Annotated in this window: 16 protein-coding genes; 9 read left to right on the forward strand and 7 right to left on the reverse strand. The window is 34.1% G+C overall.

Features of this window, described 5'->3' with window-relative positions:
* Both mutS and truA read right to left on the reverse strand, forming a co-directional pair.
* Positions 1–2,604 (reverse strand): DNA mismatch repair protein MutS, encoded by a 2,604-nt coding sequence (gene mutS / locus AACL20_RS06380; RefSeq protein ID WP_339052082.1) that lies wholly within the window; start codon positions 2,602–2,604, stop codon positions 1–3.
* An 85-nt stretch (positions 2,605–2,689) separates the two neighbouring features.
* Entirely contained in the window at positions 2,690–3,451 is a 762-nt protein-coding gene (gene truA, locus AACL20_RS06385) for a tRNA pseudouridine(38-40) synthase TruA (protein ID WP_339052083.1), read from the reverse strand.
* 129 nt (positions 3,452–3,580) lie between these two features.
* On the opposite strand from truA, the gene rpsU reads away from it, so the two are divergent.
* Positions 3,581–3,772 (forward strand): 30S ribosomal protein S21, encoded by a 192-nt coding sequence (gene rpsU, locus AACL20_RS06390; RefSeq protein ID WP_339041114.1) that lies wholly within the window; start codon positions 3,581–3,583, stop codon positions 3,770–3,772.
* Positions 3,773–4,172: 400 nt separating this feature from the next.
* On the opposite strand, the gene AACL20_RS06395 is transcribed toward rpsU, so the two are convergent.
* Complete coding sequence (locus AACL20_RS06395; protein ID WP_339052084.1) at positions 4,173–5,270, reverse strand: hypothetical protein; 1,098 nt, start codon at positions 5,268–5,270, stop codon at positions 4,173–4,175.
* 201 nt (positions 5,271–5,471) lie between these two features.
* Positions 5,472–6,353: a hypothetical protein gene (locus tag AACL20_RS06400; RefSeq protein ID WP_339052085.1), complete on the reverse strand. Its 882-nt coding sequence runs from the start codon at positions 6,351–6,353 to the stop codon at positions 5,472–5,474.
* On the opposite strand from AACL20_RS06400, the gene AACL20_RS06405 reads away from it, so the two are divergent.
* Positions 6,352–7,172, forward strand: a protein-coding gene (locus AACL20_RS06405; protein WP_339051669.1) for an IS5 family transposase whose coding sequence is annotated in 2 segments (ribosomal slippage) — positions 6,352–6,739 and positions 6,739–7,172 — 822 coding nt in all. Because the reading frame shifts where the segments join, the coding sequence is not laid out codon by codon here. The genes AACL20_RS06400 and AACL20_RS06405 overlap by 2 nt on opposite strands.
* Here the strand turns inward: AACL20_RS06405 and AACL20_RS06410 are convergent.
* The gene (locus AACL20_RS06410; protein WP_339052086.1) at positions 7,135–7,533 is read right to left on the reverse strand and encodes a hypothetical protein; all 399 of its coding nucleotides are present in this window, start codon (positions 7,531–7,533) and stop codon (positions 7,135–7,137) included. The two genes, AACL20_RS06405 and AACL20_RS06410, sit on opposite strands and share 38 nt — an antisense overlap.
* A gap of 550 nt (positions 7,534–8,083) precedes the next feature.
* Here AACL20_RS06410 and AACL20_RS06415 point away from each other — a divergent pair.
* Positions 8,084–10,129: an LTA synthase family protein gene (locus AACL20_RS06415; protein WP_339052087.1), complete on the forward strand. Its 2,046-nt coding sequence runs from the start codon at positions 8,084–8,086 to the stop codon at positions 10,127–10,129.
* A 538-nt stretch (positions 10,130–10,667) separates the two neighbouring features.
* On the opposite strand, the gene AACL20_RS06420 is transcribed toward AACL20_RS06415, so the two are convergent.
* Together AACL20_RS06420 and AACL20_RS06425 are read right to left on the reverse strand one after the other, a co-directional pair.
* Positions 10,668–12,326 carry a ribonuclease J gene (locus tag AACL20_RS06420; protein ID WP_339052088.1) on the reverse strand — a complete coding sequence of 553 codons (1,659 nt, stop codon included), beginning with the start codon at positions 12,324–12,326 and terminating at the stop codon, positions 10,668–10,670.
* A 12-nt stretch (positions 12,327–12,338) separates the two neighbouring features.
* The gene (locus AACL20_RS06425) at positions 12,339–13,382 is read right to left on the reverse strand and encodes a rod shape-determining protein (RefSeq protein WP_339040934.1); all 1,044 of its coding nucleotides are present in this window, start codon (positions 13,380–13,382) and stop codon (positions 12,339–12,341) included.
* 492 nt (positions 13,383–13,874) lie between these two features.
* On the opposite strand from AACL20_RS06425, the gene AACL20_RS06430 reads away from it, so the two are divergent.
* The 6 genes from AACL20_RS06430 to mnmA all read left to right on the forward strand — a co-directional run bounded on the left by AACL20_RS06430 (position 13,875) and on the right by mnmA (position 21,434).
* Positions 13,875–14,150 (forward strand): FtsB family cell division protein, encoded by a 276-nt coding sequence (locus tag AACL20_RS06430; RefSeq protein ID WP_339052698.1) that lies wholly within the window; start codon positions 13,875–13,877, stop codon positions 14,148–14,150.
* Between the two features lie 200 nt (positions 14,151–14,350).
* Positions 14,351–16,108, forward strand: coding sequence for a DNA primase (dnaG, locus tag AACL20_RS06435; protein WP_339052089.1), 1,758 nt, complete (start codon positions 14,351–14,353; stop codon positions 16,106–16,108).
* Between the two features lie 69 nt (positions 16,109–16,177).
* Entirely contained in the window at positions 16,178–18,106 is a 1,929-nt protein-coding gene (gene rpoD / locus AACL20_RS06440) for an RNA polymerase sigma factor RpoD (protein ID WP_339052090.1), read from the forward strand.
* Between the two features lie 375 nt (positions 18,107–18,481).
* A complete protein-coding gene (locus AACL20_RS06445) occupies positions 18,482–18,997 on the forward strand; it encodes a hypothetical protein (RefSeq protein ID WP_339052091.1) in 516 nt (171 codons plus the stop codon).
* Between the two features lie 755 nt (positions 18,998–19,752).
* The gene (locus AACL20_RS06450) at positions 19,753–20,322 is read left to right on the forward strand and encodes a NifU family protein (protein ID WP_339052092.1); all 570 of its coding nucleotides are present in this window, start codon (positions 19,753–19,755) and stop codon (positions 20,320–20,322) included.
* Between the two features lie 14 nt (positions 20,323–20,336).
* The gene (mnmA, locus tag AACL20_RS06455) at positions 20,337–21,434 is read left to right on the forward strand and encodes a tRNA 2-thiouridine(34) synthase MnmA (RefSeq protein WP_339052093.1); all 1,098 of its coding nucleotides are present in this window, start codon (positions 20,337–20,339) and stop codon (positions 21,432–21,434) included.
* The last annotated feature ends 47 nt before the right edge of the window (positions 21,435–21,481 follow it).

Here is a 21,481-nt window from a genome sequence, read left to right on the forward strand (position 1 = left end):
TTATACCAACTCTTTTAGTTCATAAAGTATAGATAATGCATCTTTTGGGGTGATTGCGTCAATATCAATATTGCCAATTTTTTGTCTAAGCTTATCGATTTCTTGAGCTTCTATATCCGATTTTTTATTTTGTATTGATAATATTGTATTGCGCTCTTTAGAAGTGAGCTCATTTAATATGGCGGCAGCTCTTTTTGTTACTTTTTGTGGCATTCCTGCAAGTTCTGCTACATGTACGCCATATGACTTGTCTGCCTTTCCGATTACTATCTCGTGCAAAAATATAACCTGCGAATTCCATTCCTTTACATTCATAGAATAGCATAGAAGCTTATCTATAATTCCTTCTAACTCCGTTAATTCATGATAGTGTGTTGCAAATAAGGTTCTGCTACCTAGATTATCATGTATATACTCAAGAACTGACCATGCGATTGCAACACCATCATATGTGGAAGTCCCGCGACCTACTTCGTCTAATATCAGAAGCGAATTTTTTGTAGCATTATTCAAAATATAGGATGTCTCAAGCATCTCAGTCATAAATGTTGACTGCCCAGCTGATATATTATCACCTGAGCCTATCCTGCTAAATAACTTGTCTACTACGCCGATTCTTGCTGATTCCGCTGGAACGAAACTGCCGATTTGTGCCATAATTATTATTAGGGCATTCTGCCTGAGAAAAGTACTTTTTCCAGCCATATTTGGGCCAGTTAATAAAATCATATGACTATTTTCATTTATTAAGCAGTCATTTGCAATGAATTGAATTGCTGTATTAGACTCAACTATTGGGTGCCTTCCTTTTGTTATTGTAATATTCTGGCTGTTATCTACGCATGGTCTACTATAGTTGTTTTTTTTAGCAATATACGCGAGAGTCGTAATAACATCCAGATTTGCAATGCTCTCTGCTGTTAAGAAAATTTCATCAGATACCTCAAGAGTTTTTGCGCATAGCTCCTGCAGCAGTTCCTGTTCTAAGTTTTTGATCTTTTCAGAAGACACTAGTAAATCTGTTTCTAGTTTTTTTAGTTCTTCAGTGGTATACCGAATTGCAGTACCTAGTGACTGCTTGTGTATAAAAATCTGATCTTGCATTTTCTGTGCGTTGCTTGGACTGACTTCTATAAAGTAGCCTATTATATTATTTCGCACCAACTTTAAGTTGTTTATTCCGGATATATTTTGGTATTTCGACTTAAGCGTTTCAATCGATTTCAGAGTGCTATCTTGAAGTGCATATAGCTGATCTAAATGTCTTGAATAACCTTTTCTCAAAAAACAAACGTCATTGGAACCGGATATAGCATCTGGTGCAAGTGCATTTTGTAGTGCGTCAAGTATATCTCCAAAAACACCGATTTGAGATATTAATGAATTAATACCATCTGTTAATTCTGTATTTGAAAATCTCAGTAGCTCTGCAATGTTTATTGCCACTCTCATGCTTAAGTTTATTGCGGCAAGCTCTCTTGGAGTACCGCGGCCCGTCGATATTCTAAGAAGCGCTCTCTCTATATCATGAAATTTTTTAAGTTCCTCTCTAATTTCAGACATTATTGCATAATTATTAAAAAAATATTCCAAGCTATCTAGCCTTTTATTAATAGCGTCCGGATTTACAAGTGGAGAGGCAAGGTATATATTCATCAGTCTTGAGCCTCCAGCCGTTATCGTCTTATTAATAATGCGCAGCAGCGAATTTTGCCTATTTGGAGCGCTTTGATCTATTTCAAGGTGCCGTCTTGTGACTGGGTCAATCATCATATAATCGGAATTTTGCACCTTTTTAGGTCTTGTCAGCTTTGGTAAATTTCCTTTCTGGGTGTGTTCAAGATATTCAAGCAATACACCCGTTACTACTATTTCATTTTTGGTAAATGAGCCAAGACCACTTGTGCTAGCAAGCCCAAAAAAATGTTTTACTCTGTTTTCGCTGCGATCATACTGAAATATACTTGCTGGACGCTGCGTAAGTGTTCCACTACTTTCTTGCAACATCTTGCTTACTGTTTCATCAGCAGTTAATTTGTCAGAAATTATGATTTCAGCTGGTGCAAGTCTAGCAAGCTCTGGTGAAAGTGAGGCAAGCTCAACGCTTGATACGCTAAAATCTCCAGTAGAAATATCGATCCAAGCTATAGAAACTAAATTTTCTTGCACAGCAATTGCGCATAAATAGTTATTACTACCTGCGCTTAGCAAAGTTTCTTCTGTAAGAGTGCCTGGTGTTATAATCCTTGTCACTTCTCTTCTGACTACTGCTTTATATCCACGTTTTTTAGCTTCTTCAGGAGACTCCAATTGTTCACATATTGCTATAGAGTGACCATTCTTTAATAATTTATGTAAATAACCATCGCCAGCATGTGCAGGGACACCGCACATTGGGATGTCATTTCCTATATGCTTCCCTCTTGAAGTAAGTACTATGTCTAATTCCTTTGATGCTATAACTGCATCTTCAAAAAATAGCTCATAGAAATCACCCATACGATAAAACAACATATATTCTCTATGCGCTTCTTTGATGCTGAAATATTGCTTCATCATTGGAGTTGTAGAATGGCTTTCTTTCGAAAGTAAAGTAGTATTCATATCTCTCCTTGTTCTTTCTCTTTATTATAAAAAATGCCAAATTAGAGTGACGGATACACTACCAGACAGTGTTTTGTCAAAGATTTCAAGCATCATAGAATATTTTTGACAAATATAGACCGTATGCAGGTGCAGTTTCTGCGGCATTACTTCTATTTTTTGAAAGTAAGATTGTTTTTATGTCTTCATTATTAATCTTTCCACTTCCTACTTTGCGCAAGCAACCTGTGATAATCCTAACTTGATTATATAAAAATGACCTTCCTGCAATTGATATGCTAATTATATCCCGCTCTCTGCATACCGAAATGTAATCTATAGTTCGGATTGGTGATTTTGCTTGGCATGAAGTCCCTCTAAAACTAGAAAAATCATATTTGCCTATTAATAAATTTGCTGCAGATTGTATCTTATCTATATCTAGATATTCTTTAACATGCCATGCTTTATTTTTTAATATTGGGCTAGGCGCTTCTCGGTTTAATATTTTGTATGTATACACTTTTTGTTTTGCGTCAAATCTAGCATGAAAACTATTCTCAACGTGTTTAACATCTACAATAGATATTTTATTTGGTTTTAAAAAATGGTTAATTGCGTTCCTTATTGCTTTTTCTTCTAAGCATTTTGTGAGATCGAAATGCGCAACTTGTCCAAGAGCATGCACTCCTGCATCCGTCCTTCCAGCCCCGTATACTGTGACATTCTCTCGCGTAAAACTATTTATAGCATTTTCAATGCATTCTTGTACTGAACTGCTATGTTTTTGCTTTTGCCATCCTGAAAGACCTGTTCCGTCATACTCTACGATGATTTTATATCTGAAAAACATTGCTTTATTTTGCATTTTACGCAATTGACATATCGCTATTAATTACTTAAAATGTGATAGCTTGGTTCAGAGTTGGTTATTGTATTTGCAAGTAACACTCTGGTTTTATAAATATCAACATTTGCGGATTGGAGCGTAAGGTTCTTGGTACAGATTATAGTAAGATTCAATAACATAGATTATGCATTAAAAACTCTCAAGAAAAAGATGCAATACGAGGGGGTATTTAAAGTCATGAAGACGAAAAGAGCGTATGAAAAACCCTCTGAGGCGAGAGTAAGAGAAAGGGCAGAATCTGTCAGACGCCGCAGGAAGCTTTATCGTCAATTCTCTTGAGTATACCAAGCTGGAAAAATGAAGAGTTAGTATTGTACTTATACACATACAAAGGTTAAACCTAAAAAAAGTCTATCCGCCAAAAATTAGCTCAGGATTCGGCCCTGTGCTAATTTTTGGGTATGTTGACTGCTCATGTGCTGCCGCAACCACTGCTTTCACAAAAGTCGTAAGGTTTTTGGGTCTTTTATAACATTTTCTTACGGATTTAAAGCGCTATTTTGATACTCCACGCAGCATTTTATGCTTGTTTTGAGGCTTTTGGCATGCGTACCAGCAAACCCATTTTTGATGAATAGACTAAATCAGTGTATAAATCTCTTTAAGAGTTTTATATAAATATAAGGAGTTGAGCAATATTTATATGCTCTTACTTTTTGCACGAAACCACTTTAGTTTTTTAAAGGTTGCTAAAGTAATCCATAGCTGAAAAGAACATATTCTGATCATATAACTCTTCATTTACATTAATTTGCATAGGATTGATCCGTTCTCCGCTATCATTGAATCCTCTGTCTTGACTAAAATTTTGCTGTGGCTGTAAAATAGCAATATGTTCTCCATCATTTTGTTCTCTTTGTAAGAGAGTATCATACAACATTTCTGTTGCATCGATATCTATGTTATACATTCTTGCAATGTTTTCTGCCTCATTTATAGCACGAATTATAAAATGGAATTTAATGCTCATTAATAGCTGATATTTCATATTGTAATCGCTTTGAGCTTGAGCCTTAGGGTCAAGCGTCATTATTATTTTAGAAAAAGATGTTTTATATGGAGCTTGCATCAAATGTTCAACAATCGTGTTGATCTTCATAATTTTAGAGAGCTGTTTAGTTGCCAAAGAATAAATATTTTCTCGTTCCTGTTCGTTTAAATATCTTTCGGTTAATAAATCAAATGTTTTATCACCAAAAATCTTATGTAAATCTTGATAAAAGCTGAGACCACGTCCATTGTTATATTTGATATATCCAGCTATAGAAAAGTCACTTGGTATTACACCAACTAACGGAAACTTTGTTACACCAATAATGTGTGTAAAAGTTTCTTCTTGTAATTTTCCTACTAAAAATTCCATTATTATTTTATTAGGAATATAAGAAAGCTTCGGCAACAACAACACGACGTCGTGATATAAATAATGCATAGCTTCTCTTTTCACTATATCCAAAACCTCTTTTTCTGAAGAAATTTGTTCTGTAACAGCACATGCCTTTAGTATTTCAAACGCTTCAAGTCTTAAGCCACTACGAATAAAAGATAACTCTCTTATTGTAAAAATTGTATGATAGTAACCATCTGAATATAAATTTAGGTCTTGTATGTACTTCTCATACAAAGAGAGTTTATAGCTTTCTTTTATCGTCCAATGAATTTGTTCATGTGTTATGTCATCTCTGCCTGCAAGGTATATAACAAGCGATGCGGCAGTGCTGTATACTGTCTGTGGCATGAAACCTAGTTTAAATCCTTTATCAGTGCCACTATCCATAATCTCTAATATATGCCTCTGAATAAACATTAGCATCAGTTGGCTACCGACCTCAGGCCGCATTTCGTGACTCTCTTTATAAATAAGCATTTGAATGCTGGATACAATTGGAGCTGAAGTATGATTGTAGATCGTATGTTTGTTAAATAAACTTCTGTATTCCAATACTATATGTGCGATGCGCCAGTCAAACTCCATAATCTAATTATTCACTTGTATATCTCTCTGTATCAGCCATTTAGCCATATCGTAATTTATAGAATCTACTGAACTGGCACCTGATATATTTAAACGCTTATTTGATAAAATTCGCCATTCTAATGGTGTGTCCTCCCATATCATACCTGCAATCTTTGTATACCTTGCATCCACGTATATTGCATATGCTTCACACATTATTGCAATATTGTATAATGTATGTTTCTCGCTCATTTGTATCTTCTTAGCTATATCAAATAAGATATTTGCCATTTCTGGGTTCTCATTTTTTGCTGCAACAGCAAATATAGCAAATGAGCCATCCGATAAAACTGAAGCCAAATCCACATCTGCTTTTTCAAAGCCTTCAGACAATAACCATTTCAAACATTCAGTATTTTTATTGCGCAGTGCTGAGCGTAGTAAGAAATAAGCATGTTCAGATATGATATTGATTAGTTCACTCTCACTCATTTCTTTTGTAAGAAATATAGCGTTCTCCGCACTTTCATTACGCAGTGCTTCCATAAAAAATACCCAATCTACCTTATCTCCATTTTGTATAAATTCTCTGTAACGTTCTTGAAACACTTGAGTATCCTCATATATAGCACTCTCTAGTAATATTACCCTCTGAATATCTTGTTCTATTTTCTTCATTTTACTGTTTTGTGGCTTTGCATATGGCTGCAGCATTTCTAAGACTTTTGGATTTGGATTAGAGACCGCTTCTCTTATAGCATGGTAATTTGCGGTTTTTATTGCTTTCTTAAAAGCTCCGCTAAATTTCGCGTCCCGCAAAGCTAAAAACTCAACCTCATTAATTAGACCTCTTGCATAACCATATAAATTGATTAAAATCCTTGATTTTATCAAGGATAACATGAAGTTTGAAAACATCAAAGATGAATACGCAGAAGAGTTTCGCAGGCTTACTGGCATTAAACGAGGAACGTTTGAAGTTATACTAAGTATATTAAAAGAAGCTGAAGCTATTTTAAAGTCTCAAGGTGGAAAACCCAATAAATTGGCTTTAGAAGATCGATTACTCATGACGCTTGAGTACTTGCGTGAATACAGGACATATTTTCATATTTCCCGCAGTTATGGAATAAGTGAAAGTGCCTGTTATCGTAATATACGTTGGATTGAAGATACTCTAATTAAAGATAAACGATTTTCACTACCTGGACGTAAAGCATTACTAAAAAGCGATTCTGAATACGAACTTGTGTTAATTGATGCTACTGAAACACCGATAGAACGACCTAAAAAAAACAGAAGCACTTTTATTCGGGAAAAAAGAGGCGACATACTCTAAAAACTCAGCTTATTGTGGATAAAAGGAAAAAAGAAATCATTTGCACTAATTTTTCTAATGGCAAGCGTCATGATTTCAGGTTATTTAAAGAATCCGGAGTTCACATCCACCCTGAGATTAAAGTTCTTACAGATACTGGTTATCAAGGCATTGATAAGTTGCATTATAATTCAGAGTTACCAAAGAAAAAGACAAAAAAGCGACCACTAAGCAGGAAAGATAAAAAGAAAAATCGTCAATTGTCTAGTGAACGTGTTTTAAATGAAAACGTCATAGGCATGATCAAACGATTTAAAATTATCGCTGATCGTTATAGGAACAGAAGAAAACGATTCGGTTTAAGGTTTAATTTACTTGCTGGTATCTATAACTTTGAGCTTTAAATAGGTTATGCAAGAGGTCTATTAGATCCATATTCGGATTTTTAGCAAGACTCTGGATTATATTAACAAAGCTTAACTTACTTTTAAGTGTATTAAAAAGTTGTTCAGGTGAAATATGCTGTTTATGCTCTGAATTTTCTAGAAATGATACAAGCCTCCGTACCACATCACCAGATTGAGTTTGCAGAGCAAGTGTTAGAGTAAGAGATACAATCTGTTCCAGCTTAATTCCTTCTCTTTCCATTGCATCAATTAAGAACCTAAAATATTTATCGTTACTTGTGTATTGACTCACCAGATTTACAAGTATATTTGCCCAGCCATAACTTTTAATTGTTACTAATTTTTCTAACTCTCTCATATCTCACTCTATCAATATAAAATTAATTATAAATAAAACTTTATATAAACTTAATATTATCAAGCGATATGTCGCCGATATTGCGATTTTAATATCAATTAAACATGAATCTATCTCTATCTAACCATAAGTAAATTATAAAAAGCATAATCACCTTATTATATCTAAAAGTCACAATATAATGAGTATATATAACAGGCGAATATATCATATTACATACAAATCCTTTTAAGGATACAATTTACGATACGTATTATTCAAGCTAATTATAAATCCTTATGGAGTTTTTATATTTGCAATACGATTATTGCAAATATTTTGATATATTAAGAGTATATTAAATCTCATTTATGCATCTATAATACTGTTTGCATTACATTACTATGATGATATAAGGGACTGTGATATGTTGATTGTTTGTTAAATATTTTAGAGAATGGTTTATTGCTTGCAAATTCTCAGGTCACTTCGATTAAAAGACATAATGTATATAAAATGGCACTATTTGCTCCATTTGCAACTCATCAAGCCTTTTTTCATTTTTTTTCTTTTGATACAGTTTTGTGTCCGCTTATGGCTGATAATTAGCGAATACCATAATATTAAGGAAGATCAATGTTGTATATTTTATGTTTTTTTATGTGGAACTATAGAGGATATATGCATATTTACATGCCTTCTTACTATAACTTTTGCTTTTCTCTCCATTCCATTCAAAAAAGTAGCGTTCTCTAGATTATATAGTGTAATTGTATTATTTTTTCTTGTTTCATTCGTATACCTTATAGCAACAGCAGAATATTTTTTCTGGGCTGAATTTCATAATCGTTTTAATTTTATTGCGATAGATTACTTGATTTATACAAAAGAGGTGATAGCAAATATCAGAGAATCATATTCTTTATATGTAATATTCTCTACAATGCTTATATTACCTTTGATTACTACATTTCTTTTATCAATGAATCTATGGAAAAAGAATATAAATAGTCTTTTATGTTTTAATATCACTATTTTATATCGCTGGATTGCACTATGCGCTTTAGCAATCTTTTTATATGTTACTTCTGAGCAGTATCTACATGATATTAATAACCAGTATCTAAATGAAATTGCAAAAAATGGGTACCATGCGCTGCTTTCTGCACTTCAAGAAAGTGAACTTTCATATGATGACTTTTATCTACAAAGAGAAGAAAAGGATTTACTAAAGCGTTTAAGAGCTGAAATCATAACTCCAAATAGCAGATTTCTTAATGATGTCATTATGAGAGAGATAAAAGAAGAAGGTCCTGAAAAAAGATATAATGTAATGCTTATAGTTGTTGAGAGTTTGAGCGCGGAATTTTTATCTGCTTTTGGTGATAAACAGAATCTAACTCCTTATTTAAATGACCTTGTCAAAGAATCAATATTATTTACTAATTTATATGCAGTTGGAATAAGAACAGCATATGGTCTCTCCGCGCTAAACTTATCAATACCCCCAATTCCTGGCCATGCAATAATCCAAAGATTACATAATGAGAATTTATTTTCATTAGGATATATCTTAAATAGCAAAGGATATGAAAGTAAATTTATACAAGGTGGAGATAGTAACTTTGATAATATGCGTTACTTTTTTTCGAATAATGGATATGAAGTTATAGATAGAAGTAATTTTGCGGAGGAGGAAGTAACATTTTCAAATGCGTGGGGAGTTTGTGATGAAGATTTATTTGATAAAGTGATTAGAGAGAGCAACAAATCGCACTCAAGAAATAAGCCTTTCTTTAATATGATTGCGACAATATCAAATCATACGCCTTTTACATATCCAGATAACAAAATAGATACTCCATTAAATAATAAAAGGAAAGGAGCTATTAAATATACAGACTATGCAATAAAACAATTTATTGAAAATGCTAAAACTCAAGCCTGGTTTGATAATACAATTTTTGTTATAACAGCTGATCATACTGCAAATAGTGCTGGAAAAGTAGAATTAGACCCTGTCAAATATAAAATACCCATGATTATTTATGCGCCTAAAATTATTCCAACTATTGATTCATCAACAAAGCTAAATTGCTTAGAAAACAAAAAGGAAAATAGACTTCTTCGGAAATTTGTTCCAGTTAAGCAAGTGAAAGGAGCATATGGAGCTGTGGAGCACAGTGTACAAAAAATACATGAGCATCCTGAAGTTAAGGATATGACAAAGCAATGTGCCGCTGGAATAGAGTTTCAGAAGGAGTCTAATATTACAAAATACTCTGGCATGTATGTTGATCAACTAATTAGTCAGATTGATATAGCACCTACAATACTCGGAATGTTAAACATGAGTTATAACAGCACATTTTATGGAAAGAATGCATTAAAAGATGACATAAACAGAAGCTTTATTTCAAACTATCAAAAGCTTGGATACTTGACAGATAAATCGCTTTTTATATTAAAGCCACAAAAATTGTACTCTCACTATAAATTAGATAAAAATAATGTTGTATCGGAGCTAATCAAAGATTCTACACCATTAGAAACAGCACTTTGCTACTTTCAAATTGCATCAAAATGGCGAAAATTTAACTCTATTTCAGTCGACTAGAAAGTCACATCCTACTTTGATGTTTAGCTTATATGCAAAAATACATTAATTAGTAAGCACGCTTTTAAAAGTCTCAAAACAAGCATGAAATGATGCCACGAGTGTCAAAATAGCGCTTTAAATCCGTAAAAAAATGTTATAATAAACGCAAAAACCTTACTGATTTTATAAAAGCAGTATTTACTTAGGCACAGGATCAATTAGTCAGTCTGTCCGCCAAAAGCATGCATTTTAGCTTTTGAAATGCCGGCGCAACTTTATATTGTGTGTTTTGTTACTCAGCTGATGATATCTGTGTTAATTTATTGTGATTTTTTATGGCAGCATGAGAAAGTCTATCCGCCAAAAATTAGTACATGACAGAATCCTGGGCTAATTTTTGCACATTTCACTTCTCCACCAAAATTGATTTGTTTGCGTATATAAATTTTTGGCGGATAGACAATGTATTCTTTAACATATTTCACGCAAAATACATTGCAAGATCACTTGATATAAGTATATCAAGCGTTAAATTTTTAAATAGAAAGTTGCTATATTAAACCCTTATTATATTTACTACTATCTCAGGTCTTTTGCCTATTTGTTGTTTTAATATACTGCGCACTATACTCACTGTAGTTTTTTCTATTGCCTTATCTGGCAAACGACCCGAAGATTTAAGCGCAGAATTTAGTTCTTTCGATATCATGTCTAAAAGTTCACTATCAGTAGAATACTCCAAAACGCCTGGCGCATTTATTCTCGGCTTTTTCACCATGACATTCTTACTATATAGTAAGTTAGCTACAACCAACCCATGATCGCGCATAGAACGGCGTTTTCTTATGATTGTACTATCTGAATCTATCAAACAATATCCATCTACAAGTGTATAACCTGACTCTACTACTCCTATTTTTATAGGGTTTGGTGAGTTTATTTGGAATACATCTCCATTTGCAATCTCCACTGCATGTTTGCAACCCTTTGACCTAGCAAGCTTAGCATGCTCATGAATATGTATTGCTTCACCGTGCACAGGAATAGCAATTTGAGGTCTAATCAAATCATACATCCTAGATACTTCATCTCTAGCAGGATGACCTGAGACGTGTACAAAATGATCCCTCTCTGTTAGAACTTCTATACCTTTTCTACAAAACTTATTAAATAACGCATATATTTTCTTCTCGTTTCCTGGGATGATCTTAGAAGAAAAGATTATAACATCTCCTTCATGCAGTTTAATGTTTGGATGCGTCTCATCAACTATCTTATTAGTTGCTGCAAGTAACTCTCCTTGACAACCTGTGCAAATTATTAAAACCTCATGCCTTTTAAATTGGCTGATTTGAGAATCTGGTAAAAATTCTGGCAAATCTTTGAGATATCCAGAAGCGATTGCTGCTCTATAAAGCCTCCAAAGAGATCTGCCAGCAAGTATTATCCTCCTACCAGACTCTGCTGCTGCCGTCGCTATGGCAGAAAGCCTTGCTATATTTGAAGCAAAGGTTGTTATAACAATCATTTTGTTCTCAAAGCCGCTTATTATCTCATGCAAGCTCTCTTGTAGCGCTCCTTCAGACCCTGACCAACCATGATTGAATATATTGGTTGAATCCCCGACCATAGCCAAAACTCCTTCATCACCAAGTGACTTGAGCTTTACTTCATCAGTTGCTTGTCCAATTAGTGGATCACGGTCAAGCTTCCAGTCTCCTGTGTGAAATATGTTTCCTTTATCTGTTCTTATCATTAGACCATTCATTTCAGGAATAGAGTGAGTAATATGAATCATCTCTACATTAAAAGGTCCTATATCAACCTTTTTGTTGGACAACATTTCATGTATAACAACATCATGTCCCAACCCTGCTTCAAGCATTTTTGCTTTTAGAACTTCTGATGTGAATTTCGTTGTATATATTGGACATTTGAAATCTGTCCAAAAGTATTGCACTCCTCCAATATGGTCTTCATGCGCATGCGTTAATACAAGTCCTACTACATCTTCTGCATATTTTGATATAAAACTAACATTAGGAACAACTACATCTACTCCTGGGAAGTTACCATCTGCAAATCCTATACCTAAATCTACCATTAGCCATTTTCCTTTATGGTAGTAAAGGTTTAAATTCATGCCAATCTCTCCGGCACCGCCTAACGGCAAAAATAACAAATCGTTATAATACTTTTTAAAATCTAAGCTCATTTCTTATCTGAATTAATCTTGTTTAAATAAAACGTGTTTTAAAAGTTGGAAATTTTCAAGCACCTTTCCAGTTCCAAGCACAACACATGTTAGCGCATCTTCCGCTATATATACGGGAATCCCAGTTGCAGATTGTATTACTACATCTAAGCCTTTGAGCAGGGCCCCACCTCCTGTCAGCATTATTCCACGAGTCACTATGTCTGATGAAAGTTCAGGCGGCGCAGACTCAAGCACAGTCTTCACAGTCGCTATAATCTGGTTAATTGGCTCATGCAAGCTTTCCGCTATTTTTTCTTCTGTCAGTACTATTTCTTTTGGAATTCCATGCAGTAGATCTCTGCCTTTAATCTGCATACTGTTTGCTTTACTCATCTTAGAAGTTGGATTTGCAGAGCCAATCTCTTTTTTAATTTTCTCGGCAGTAGATTCACCTATAAGCAGATTATGATATCGTTTTATATAAGAGATGATTGCTTCATCCATTGTATCACCACCGACACGTACAGACTTTGCAGTCACAACCCCGCCAAGTGATATAATCCCAACTTCAGTAGTTCCTCCTCCTATATCCACAACCATACAACCAGTTGGCTCTGTAACTGGAAGATTTGCTCCTATAGCAGCTGCCATAGGTTCTTGTATTAAATATACTTCTCTTGCTCCTGCACTCTCCACCGCATCTTGTATCGCTCTTCTTTCAACAGGTGTCGAACCGTATGGAACGCATATAATGACTCTTGGTCTTGCAAAAAAACTTTTATCATGAACTTTTATGATAAAATGTTTAACCATCTCTTCAGCAGCCTTAAAATCTGCTATTACTCCGTCTTTTAATGGTCTTATAGCGTGAATCTCTGTAGGAGTACGTCCAAGCATCATCTTTGCTTCTTGTCCAAATGCATATGGAACCATCGTACCTCTATGATTTAACAATGCAACTACGGAAGGCTCATCTAACATTATCCCTTTTCCTGGGATATAAACCAAAGTGTTCGCCGTCCCCAGATCTATAGCCATATCCAGCGAAAATAAACTAAAAAAAGCGTTAAACATAAAAGTTGTCAACTAATTAATAACAAAACGATCAAAGATTGGAATTTTTATAAAAAGCTAAACTGCTGTTACAATCACATCTTCATATATTAATACTCTACCTGAGCAACACACATTAAACATAGCAATTTAGTTTGACACTACTTAAAAACATAGAACTCATACAACTATATCGCGCAAATAAAAGCATATAAATAAAACAAAAACGCTACACCATTTTATCATACTAACGGTGCAGATGATAGAATATTTACAAAATATAATCCAGCACTATATAATAGTGCTTCACTTACCTACTATTTATGATGTAGAGCATTTTGGGCCACAAGTATAGCTTTTGCTAATGTTACTTTTATATTAATCATTAATTTTGACAATGAATTTCTTTCACTGCTATACAACTCAAGAAATAGAAAGTTATATTATATACTGTAATTTTGAGACTAACGTATGTTGAAAAAACCTCTAGTTATTTCTTTCATGTTAAGCGCAATGCTGATATATTTCACGTATCATATGTTTGCAGGAAATAGAGGATTATTTTCTTATTTTGGATACGAAAATATAATCGCTGAAAAAGAAGGTATTTTAGATTCTTTGAATTCCGAACAAATCGCCTTAGAAAACAAAGTTCATATGTTATATGCAGAAAGTATTGACATTGATTTTTTAGATGAACTCGCTAGAAGTAAATTAGGACTCATTGCAGAAGATGAAGAATGTATGTTGAACTACAGCTCATCTACAAGTATAGCAAAACCTGAGTAAATTAGAGTGTATAGACGCAGCTTGCTTTTATCTTGTTTTCTATTTATACGTAAGAATTAAATATTACTTTGCAATACGTAAATGATAAACGTGAAGTTAACGAGATATACCGTGCTTAATCTGCACGCAATTACGCTTTACTTTTTTACATTTAGTTTATAGGTTAACTAACTCAACTATTATTTGTTTAAGGTTTATGCATGGCTTGCTCGGATAAAATAAAAGCAAGGATTGCGCCTTCGTCTCTTATCTCACAATACGTCAAGCTGAAGCCCAAAGGTGGTGGCGAATTTTTGGGTCTCTGTCCGTTTCATCAAGAAAACACACCATCATTTACTGTAAGTGACGTTAAGGGCTTCTATTATTGCTTCGGCTGTGCGGCTCACGGAGATATCTTTTCATTTATAATGGATTTTGAAGGACTAGATTACAAGACAGCACTTGAGAAGCTGGCGGCCATGGCTGGTGTCGAACTAGAAAAAAAGCATGAGCAAAGCAGAGATAAAACTAAAGAAGTATGTTATGCAATTTTTGAAGAAATAACAAAATTTTACCAAAATCATTTATATTCGCAAAATGATACTTCCGGGCTGGATTATCTGTGCCTTAGAAAGATAAAAACCGATATTATAGCGTTATATAGATTAGGACTTGCTCCATATGACTCAAGCAAAATATTTTCATATTTGAAAAAAAGATTTACCCTCGAAGAAATTGCTTTGTCTTCTGTATTTGGGAAAGATTTAAGCAATCTTAAAGATTTGATGCGTGGTCGTGTGATATTTCCTATATTTGACCGTAGCAAGCGTGTTATAGCATTTGGTGGTAGATTGATAAACAGTAGTCATTATGGACCAAAGTATATAAATTCATCTGAAAATCCACTATTTCATAAAGGCGATATTCTGTATGGACTTCATGAAGCAGAAAAGGCTGCGCGCAAGGCGCGGGAGATCTTTGTAGTTGAAGGATATATGGATGTGCTCGCTCTTGCAGGCTCTGGATTTAAAAACGCTGTTGCGCCACTTGGAACAAGTTTTAAAAAATCTCATGTTGAGTTGCTTTGGAATATATCTAAAAATCCTATTATATGTTTTGACTCTGACAATGCAGGTCTTACTGCTCAAAAACGTATAGCTCTTGAGGTTTTACCAGATATTACTCCTCAAAAATCGTTACAATTTTTGATGCTGAAAGACGGAAAAGATATCGACGAGGTTATAAACAAGTTTGGAGGTGATATGGAAAGACTCGGAGAAGTATTAAATTCAAGTGTATCACTTGTAGATTTTCTTTTTGCAACCGAATCTAGCGCAAGAAAATTATCAACTCCAGAATCTCAAGTAGAGTTTAAAAATACACTAATAAATCTTGCAGCTTCTATAAAGGATAAAGCACTAAGCATCGAATATAGGCGATATTTTTTAGATTTATTTTTTAAAAAACGATACAGTAAATTTAATAGTAGTTCTAAAAATGTAGCGCATTCTGCAGTACTAGCTAGTCAAATGAAATTCTTGATGAATAAAGAAAATAGTCATATAATGGCCATTTTGTGTGTATTGTTGAAATTTCCTGAATTGTTGAATGAACACGAGATATATGATGAGTTTGTGAACTTTGAAGCTAAAGATTTTGGTCTATTTAGCGAAATTAGGGACTACGTTTTGCAGCGCTCTGCCAATAATTGTAATAACGAGCTTGATTCTATAAAAGGAATAAAAAGTACAATATTGAGTAGAGCCGCAGAAGCAAGTGTTTATATAGGTAGCTCTATAGATGAAGCAAGAGCTGTTTTGACTAGAGCATTTCGTGTACATTCGTTACTAATATTGCGCTCTCAGATCGAAGAAACGCAACAGGAATTGCTGCAAAATCCGAGTGATGAGCTTATGTCTAGGCTTTTACAGCTTAAGTCATATGAATTGCGTTATAAGAATGAGCTAAAAATTGCGTAGTACTAAACTTTGCTTCAATTAAATTTTGATGATTAACCTAGTATTTATCACATTGGAGGTGAACTGGCTGTGAGTAATAACCTGCGAAAAGAAAAAGAGCAGAATAAAAATGCTGCTACTAAGAAAACTTTGGAAGAACTCATTGAAAAAACCAAGGATATAGGGTTTGCTAATTATGATGAATTAAATAAGATTCTTACTTCAAGTGCAGGTCAAGAAAAAGTAGATGACACAATGTCATTCTTTAGTGATGCCGGAATCAGCCTTTCTCAGGCTCGCGAAGATGAAGAAAACATAGATACTATAGATCTAGATGTTTCTATAAAACCACAAAACTCTTTTACTACTAAAGGAGAAAACGATGTTGATGAAGCTGAAGCTCTAAGTAGCAATGACCCGGTGAGGATGTATCTCAAAGAGATGGGGTACAGACTTCTTTTAACTAGAGATGGGGAAGTTGAAGTTGCAAAAAACATAGAAGAAGGGAAGAGAAGAAGGATTGCACATCTATGTAGAAGTCCACTTGCTGTCAAAGCAATTATGAGGTGGTATGAAGGACTTGTGAATGATACTATAATGCTGCGTGAAGTGATAGATCTTGATGCTACATATTCACAAGAATTACATAAAGACAGTTTTGGCATAGAAGGCGGAAAGGGCGATTTTGATGAAGAATTGTCTGAGAATGAAAATATGGATTCAGAGATAGAGGATATCGATGAAAATGAGAGACATGAGAATGCTTCTATACTCAGCATGGAAACTGAACTAAGACCAAAGATAATGGCATTGTTTAATAGTGTTGTGGATTTAGGTAGTAAGCTTCTGGTTTTACAACAAGAAAAATTAGATCTAATACTAACTGGAAAAGCTTTCTCAGCTGAACAACAAAAAACATATGAGGATTTAATATCGCAGCTTTCTGATATTATGCTTGAGATGCGATTGAATGAGATGAATATAGAAGCATTGATTAGTGAGCTTTATCAAAATAATAAAAAACTGATTCAAGTTGAAACAGAGTTGTTAAAATTAGCTGTATCTTATGGGATAGATAGAGCAGACTTTTTGAATAAATATACAAAAGAAGAGCTAAATCCGAATTGGATTTCTAGCTTGAAAAAAGATCCTAAATACAGCAAGTTCATTTCTGAAAATGAAAGCAAAATTGATGAGATTAGAAATGAAATTAAGCAGATGGCAATAGTTTGGTCAATTGATGTAGCAAGCTTTAAGGAGCTTGTTGCGGAAGTACAAAAGGCTGAAAGGATGGTTGCTAAATCTAAAAAAGAGATGATAGAAGCAAACTTAAGGCTTGTAATTTCTATAGCTAAAAAATATGCAAATCGCGGCTTGCAGTTCTTAGATCTGATACAAGAAGGAAATATAGGGTTGATGAAAGCTGTAGATAAATTTGAATACCGCAGAGGATATAAGTTTTCTACATATGCAACTTGGTGGATTAGACAAGCTATTACTAGGTCTATAGCCGACCAAGCAAGGGTAATTAGGATTCCTGTGCACATGATAGAAACAATCAATAAGATACTGCGCACTGCAAGACAAATGACACATGATTTGGGAAGAGAGCCTACACCTGAGGAAATAGCAGTAAAATTAGATATAGATGTAGACAAATCTAGAAAGGTGCTAAAGATAGCTAAAGAACCTATGAGTCTTGAAAATCCTGTTGGTGATGATGAAGGTAGTGTCCTTGGTGATTTCATTGAAGATAAAAATGCATTGCAGCCTCTAGATGTCGCTGTACGCTCTAATTTGCGTGACGTTACCACTAAAGTCTTAGCATCTCTAACACCAAGAGAAGAAAGAGTCCTGAGAATGAGGTTTGGTATAGGGCTTTCTATTCAAGATCATACTCTGGAAGAAGTTGGACACCAGTTCTCTGTTACCAGAGAACGTGTGAGACAGATTGAAGCAAAAGCCCTGAAAAAATTAGGAAGACCATATAGAGCGAAGCAATTTAAAGGATTTGTTTAAAATACAAATAAAAAGCTAGAATCTGATAATTTGCTTGTTATGTTTTTAAACTTTTATCTTATTATTGCGTAGCTTGATTGCTATAGTCGTTGCAACAATGCAGTTAAATGAAATTTAGTTATGCTAGTTATTTAGCTGCACTAGTTTTATGTCGAGAGTTATATACTTCTAATAAATGAAGAGTTGGGATTTATTAGAAATATGGCACTCAAGTTTAACTTGATGTTTTAAATTTCAAGCTACATATACACTCTATAACACTTTTCAACTTTCTTGATTATATATCTAAGCGATCTTTTTATTTATATCTTATTTATGCAATATTTTTAAATGGCTATGTGTAGATTTTTTGTATCATTATTGCTCGTAAGTCTTATGCTGCTTGGATGTAACAAAGATACAAATAAAACAACTATAGACTCTCAAAAATTGATAAATAATTTCTATGTTTGTAAAGTTGATAAAATTAAGATTGTGAATATGTCTCAGAATTCTTCAGAGAATGCATTGTTGGATGTATTGCCTCAATCTAGATTGGTCGACATGGTAAGGAAGAAGTTCAAAGCTGTAGGCGGCTCTAGAGAATTAAAAGTTGTGATAGATAATGCTGCAATAAATGAGATAAAAGATGAAATACAGAGTACACATGTCGAGAGTTATTATGGTGTCTATGATGTAAGATTTAGACTTGATCACTCTGATGAGAAGAATCATAGAACAATAGAACTTGCTGTACACGTGGAAAACTTCAGGCATATTTCTGGGAAACTTTCTCTTGCTGAAAAAAGATTAATTATCGAAAATCAAGGTATAGAATTGTTATCACTACTAGAAGATGAGTTTCGTAGACAAATCCCTAAATACTTCCTCAATCACATTAATGTACTATAAAGAATATGCAATTGACTCTTTCTAATTTCTTAAGCCAGAGTCGCTGATTAATATGACACTGCCGACAAAGCTTTAAATTTCAAATCTAAAGTTATACCTTGAGTTCATAAATTCCAAATGCTTCAGCACGCTGCCGATTTTGCTTTCACAATATATTAATATCTTCAACTTCTATGTTCTATCTAGAATCTCTAAAGTCTATCTACCCAAAATTGATTTATTGCGCAAATAAATTTTTGCGGAGAAGTTAAATATACAAAAATTAGCTTTTAGATCTGCCCTGCGCTAATTTTCAGATATATTAATTGGCCCTATGCTGCAAATGCTACTTTCATAAAATCCATAAGTTTTTTTGGGTCTTTTACAACATTTTCTTACTGATTTAAAACACTATTTTGACACTCGGGGCATCATTTTATGCTGCTTCTGAGACTTTTGGTGCGGCGTACTCTAAAATATTTTCAAATGATAGCAATTCCCCAAGTAACAGTATATATTTGCTGCATATTTTGAGATTTGAGTTTAGCTATACTAGAAGCAAAGCAATCAGGAGTGTGCTTAAATTCAAAAAAGATCAAGCTACAGTGTTCTGTTATTTTTGGAGTTGGAGAGTTGGGATAACAACTGCATTTAGTAATAATAGAAAATTTTGATTATTTCGATATATTTGTTTATGATAGCTAAACTAAATTTTTATGCCTACAAAAACTTATGCTAACAAATAGATGTGTTTATAACTATAGTTGAGTATTTTTATGTTTATACAAATAGAGGCTACACCTAATCCTAGCACATTGAAATTCATTCCAGATGCAGAGATTTTAGAACCAGGCCAAACTTTCAATTTCTCTATAGGTGATGAAGTAGCTATTTCGCCACTTGCAGAGAGGTTATTTTCTTTAAGTGGTATTAATAATTTATTTATCACTGATAGCTTTATATCAGTAACAAAAGCAGCTGATATTGAATGGAATACTTTGCAGACACTAATTGTAAGTGCTATTACTGATCATTTGGTTGCTGGACATCCTGTTATTTTGAAGCGATATATTTTGGATGAGCATGCTGTATCTAATGGCGATTCATCTGATTCTGAAGTTGTACAAAAGATAAAAGATCTTATAGAGACTATGGTGCGTCCAGCTGTTGCTCAAGACGGTGGTGATATTTTGTATCATGACTTTATAGATGGTGTTGTATATCTCAAGTTATATGGAGCTTGCTCAGGATGTCCAAGCTCTGCGTTTACGCTAAAGAGTGGTGTTGAAAATATGTTGAAACATTATATACCAGAGGTAAAGTCTGTGGAACAAGTATATTACTAATTAGTTTTTGTTGAATGATTAGAAAACAGAAAATAGTTGTTGCAATGTCCGGCGGAGTTGATAGCTCTACTGTTGCTGCAATGTTGAAAAATGAAGGACATGAGGTCATAGGTATTACATTACAACTTTATGATCATGGAGTTGCTTTACAAAAAAAGGGAGCATGTTGTGCAGGTGTTGATATCTATGATGCACAGATGGTAGCAGAAAAAATCAACATTCCACATTACGTATTAAATTATGAAAGCATATTTAAGCAAAGAGTCATTGATGATTTTGCAGAAAGTTACTTAAGAGGTGAAACACCTATTCCATGTGTGCGTTGTAATCAGAAAGTAAAATTTAATGATTTGTTCAATGTTGCTAAAAATCTTGATGCTGATGCTTTGGCTACAGGACATTATGTACGCAAAATCAGCGGTGCGGATAATGCACAGATGCATAAAGGTATAGATAGCGCAAAAGATCAAAGTTATTTTCTATTTACCACTACTCAAGAGCAACTAAATTATCTAATGTTTCCGATTGGTGGTATGTATAAATCTGAGACAAGAGCTCTTGCTAAGAAATTTGGGCTTGATATTGCAGAGAAGCCTGATAGTCAGGATATATGTTTTGTGCCGAGTGGTGGTTATGGAGATTTAATACAGAGGATGCGCCCTGACGCATTTATACCTGGAGATATACTTTTTAAAGATGGCACTATTATCGGAACTCATAAAGGAATTTTTCATTACACTGTTGGACAAAGGAAAGGAATGAATATAGGTGGTCATTCTGAACCACTATATGTACTAGAAATAAAGCCCGAAAAAAGGCAAATATGGGTAGGGTTTAGGTCAGATTTAAGATCACCAGAATTTTTTATAAAGGATTTGAATTGTCTATATGAAGGTAGTATTCCAGATGAAGGCATTGAGTGTGTAGTCAAGATACGCTCTGGACATTTGGGAAGTCCTGCTCGAGTTTATAGAGAGTATGATGGCAAAAATCGTGTGGTGTTATTATGTGATGACTATATTGCAATCGCACCAGGTCAAGCCTGTGTAATGTATAATGATTCAAGACTACTAGGTGGTGGTTGGATAATGAGTCGTGATAATTTTAGGTAATAGATTTTAGCACTATTCCTCTTGAATATAGCGATGTTTAGTATTAT

The sequence above is a fragment of the Candidatus Lariskella endosymbiont of Epinotia ramella genome (assembly GCF_964019805.1).
Classification (GTDB): Bacteria; Pseudomonadota; Alphaproteobacteria; order Rickettsiales; family Midichloriaceae; genus Lariskella.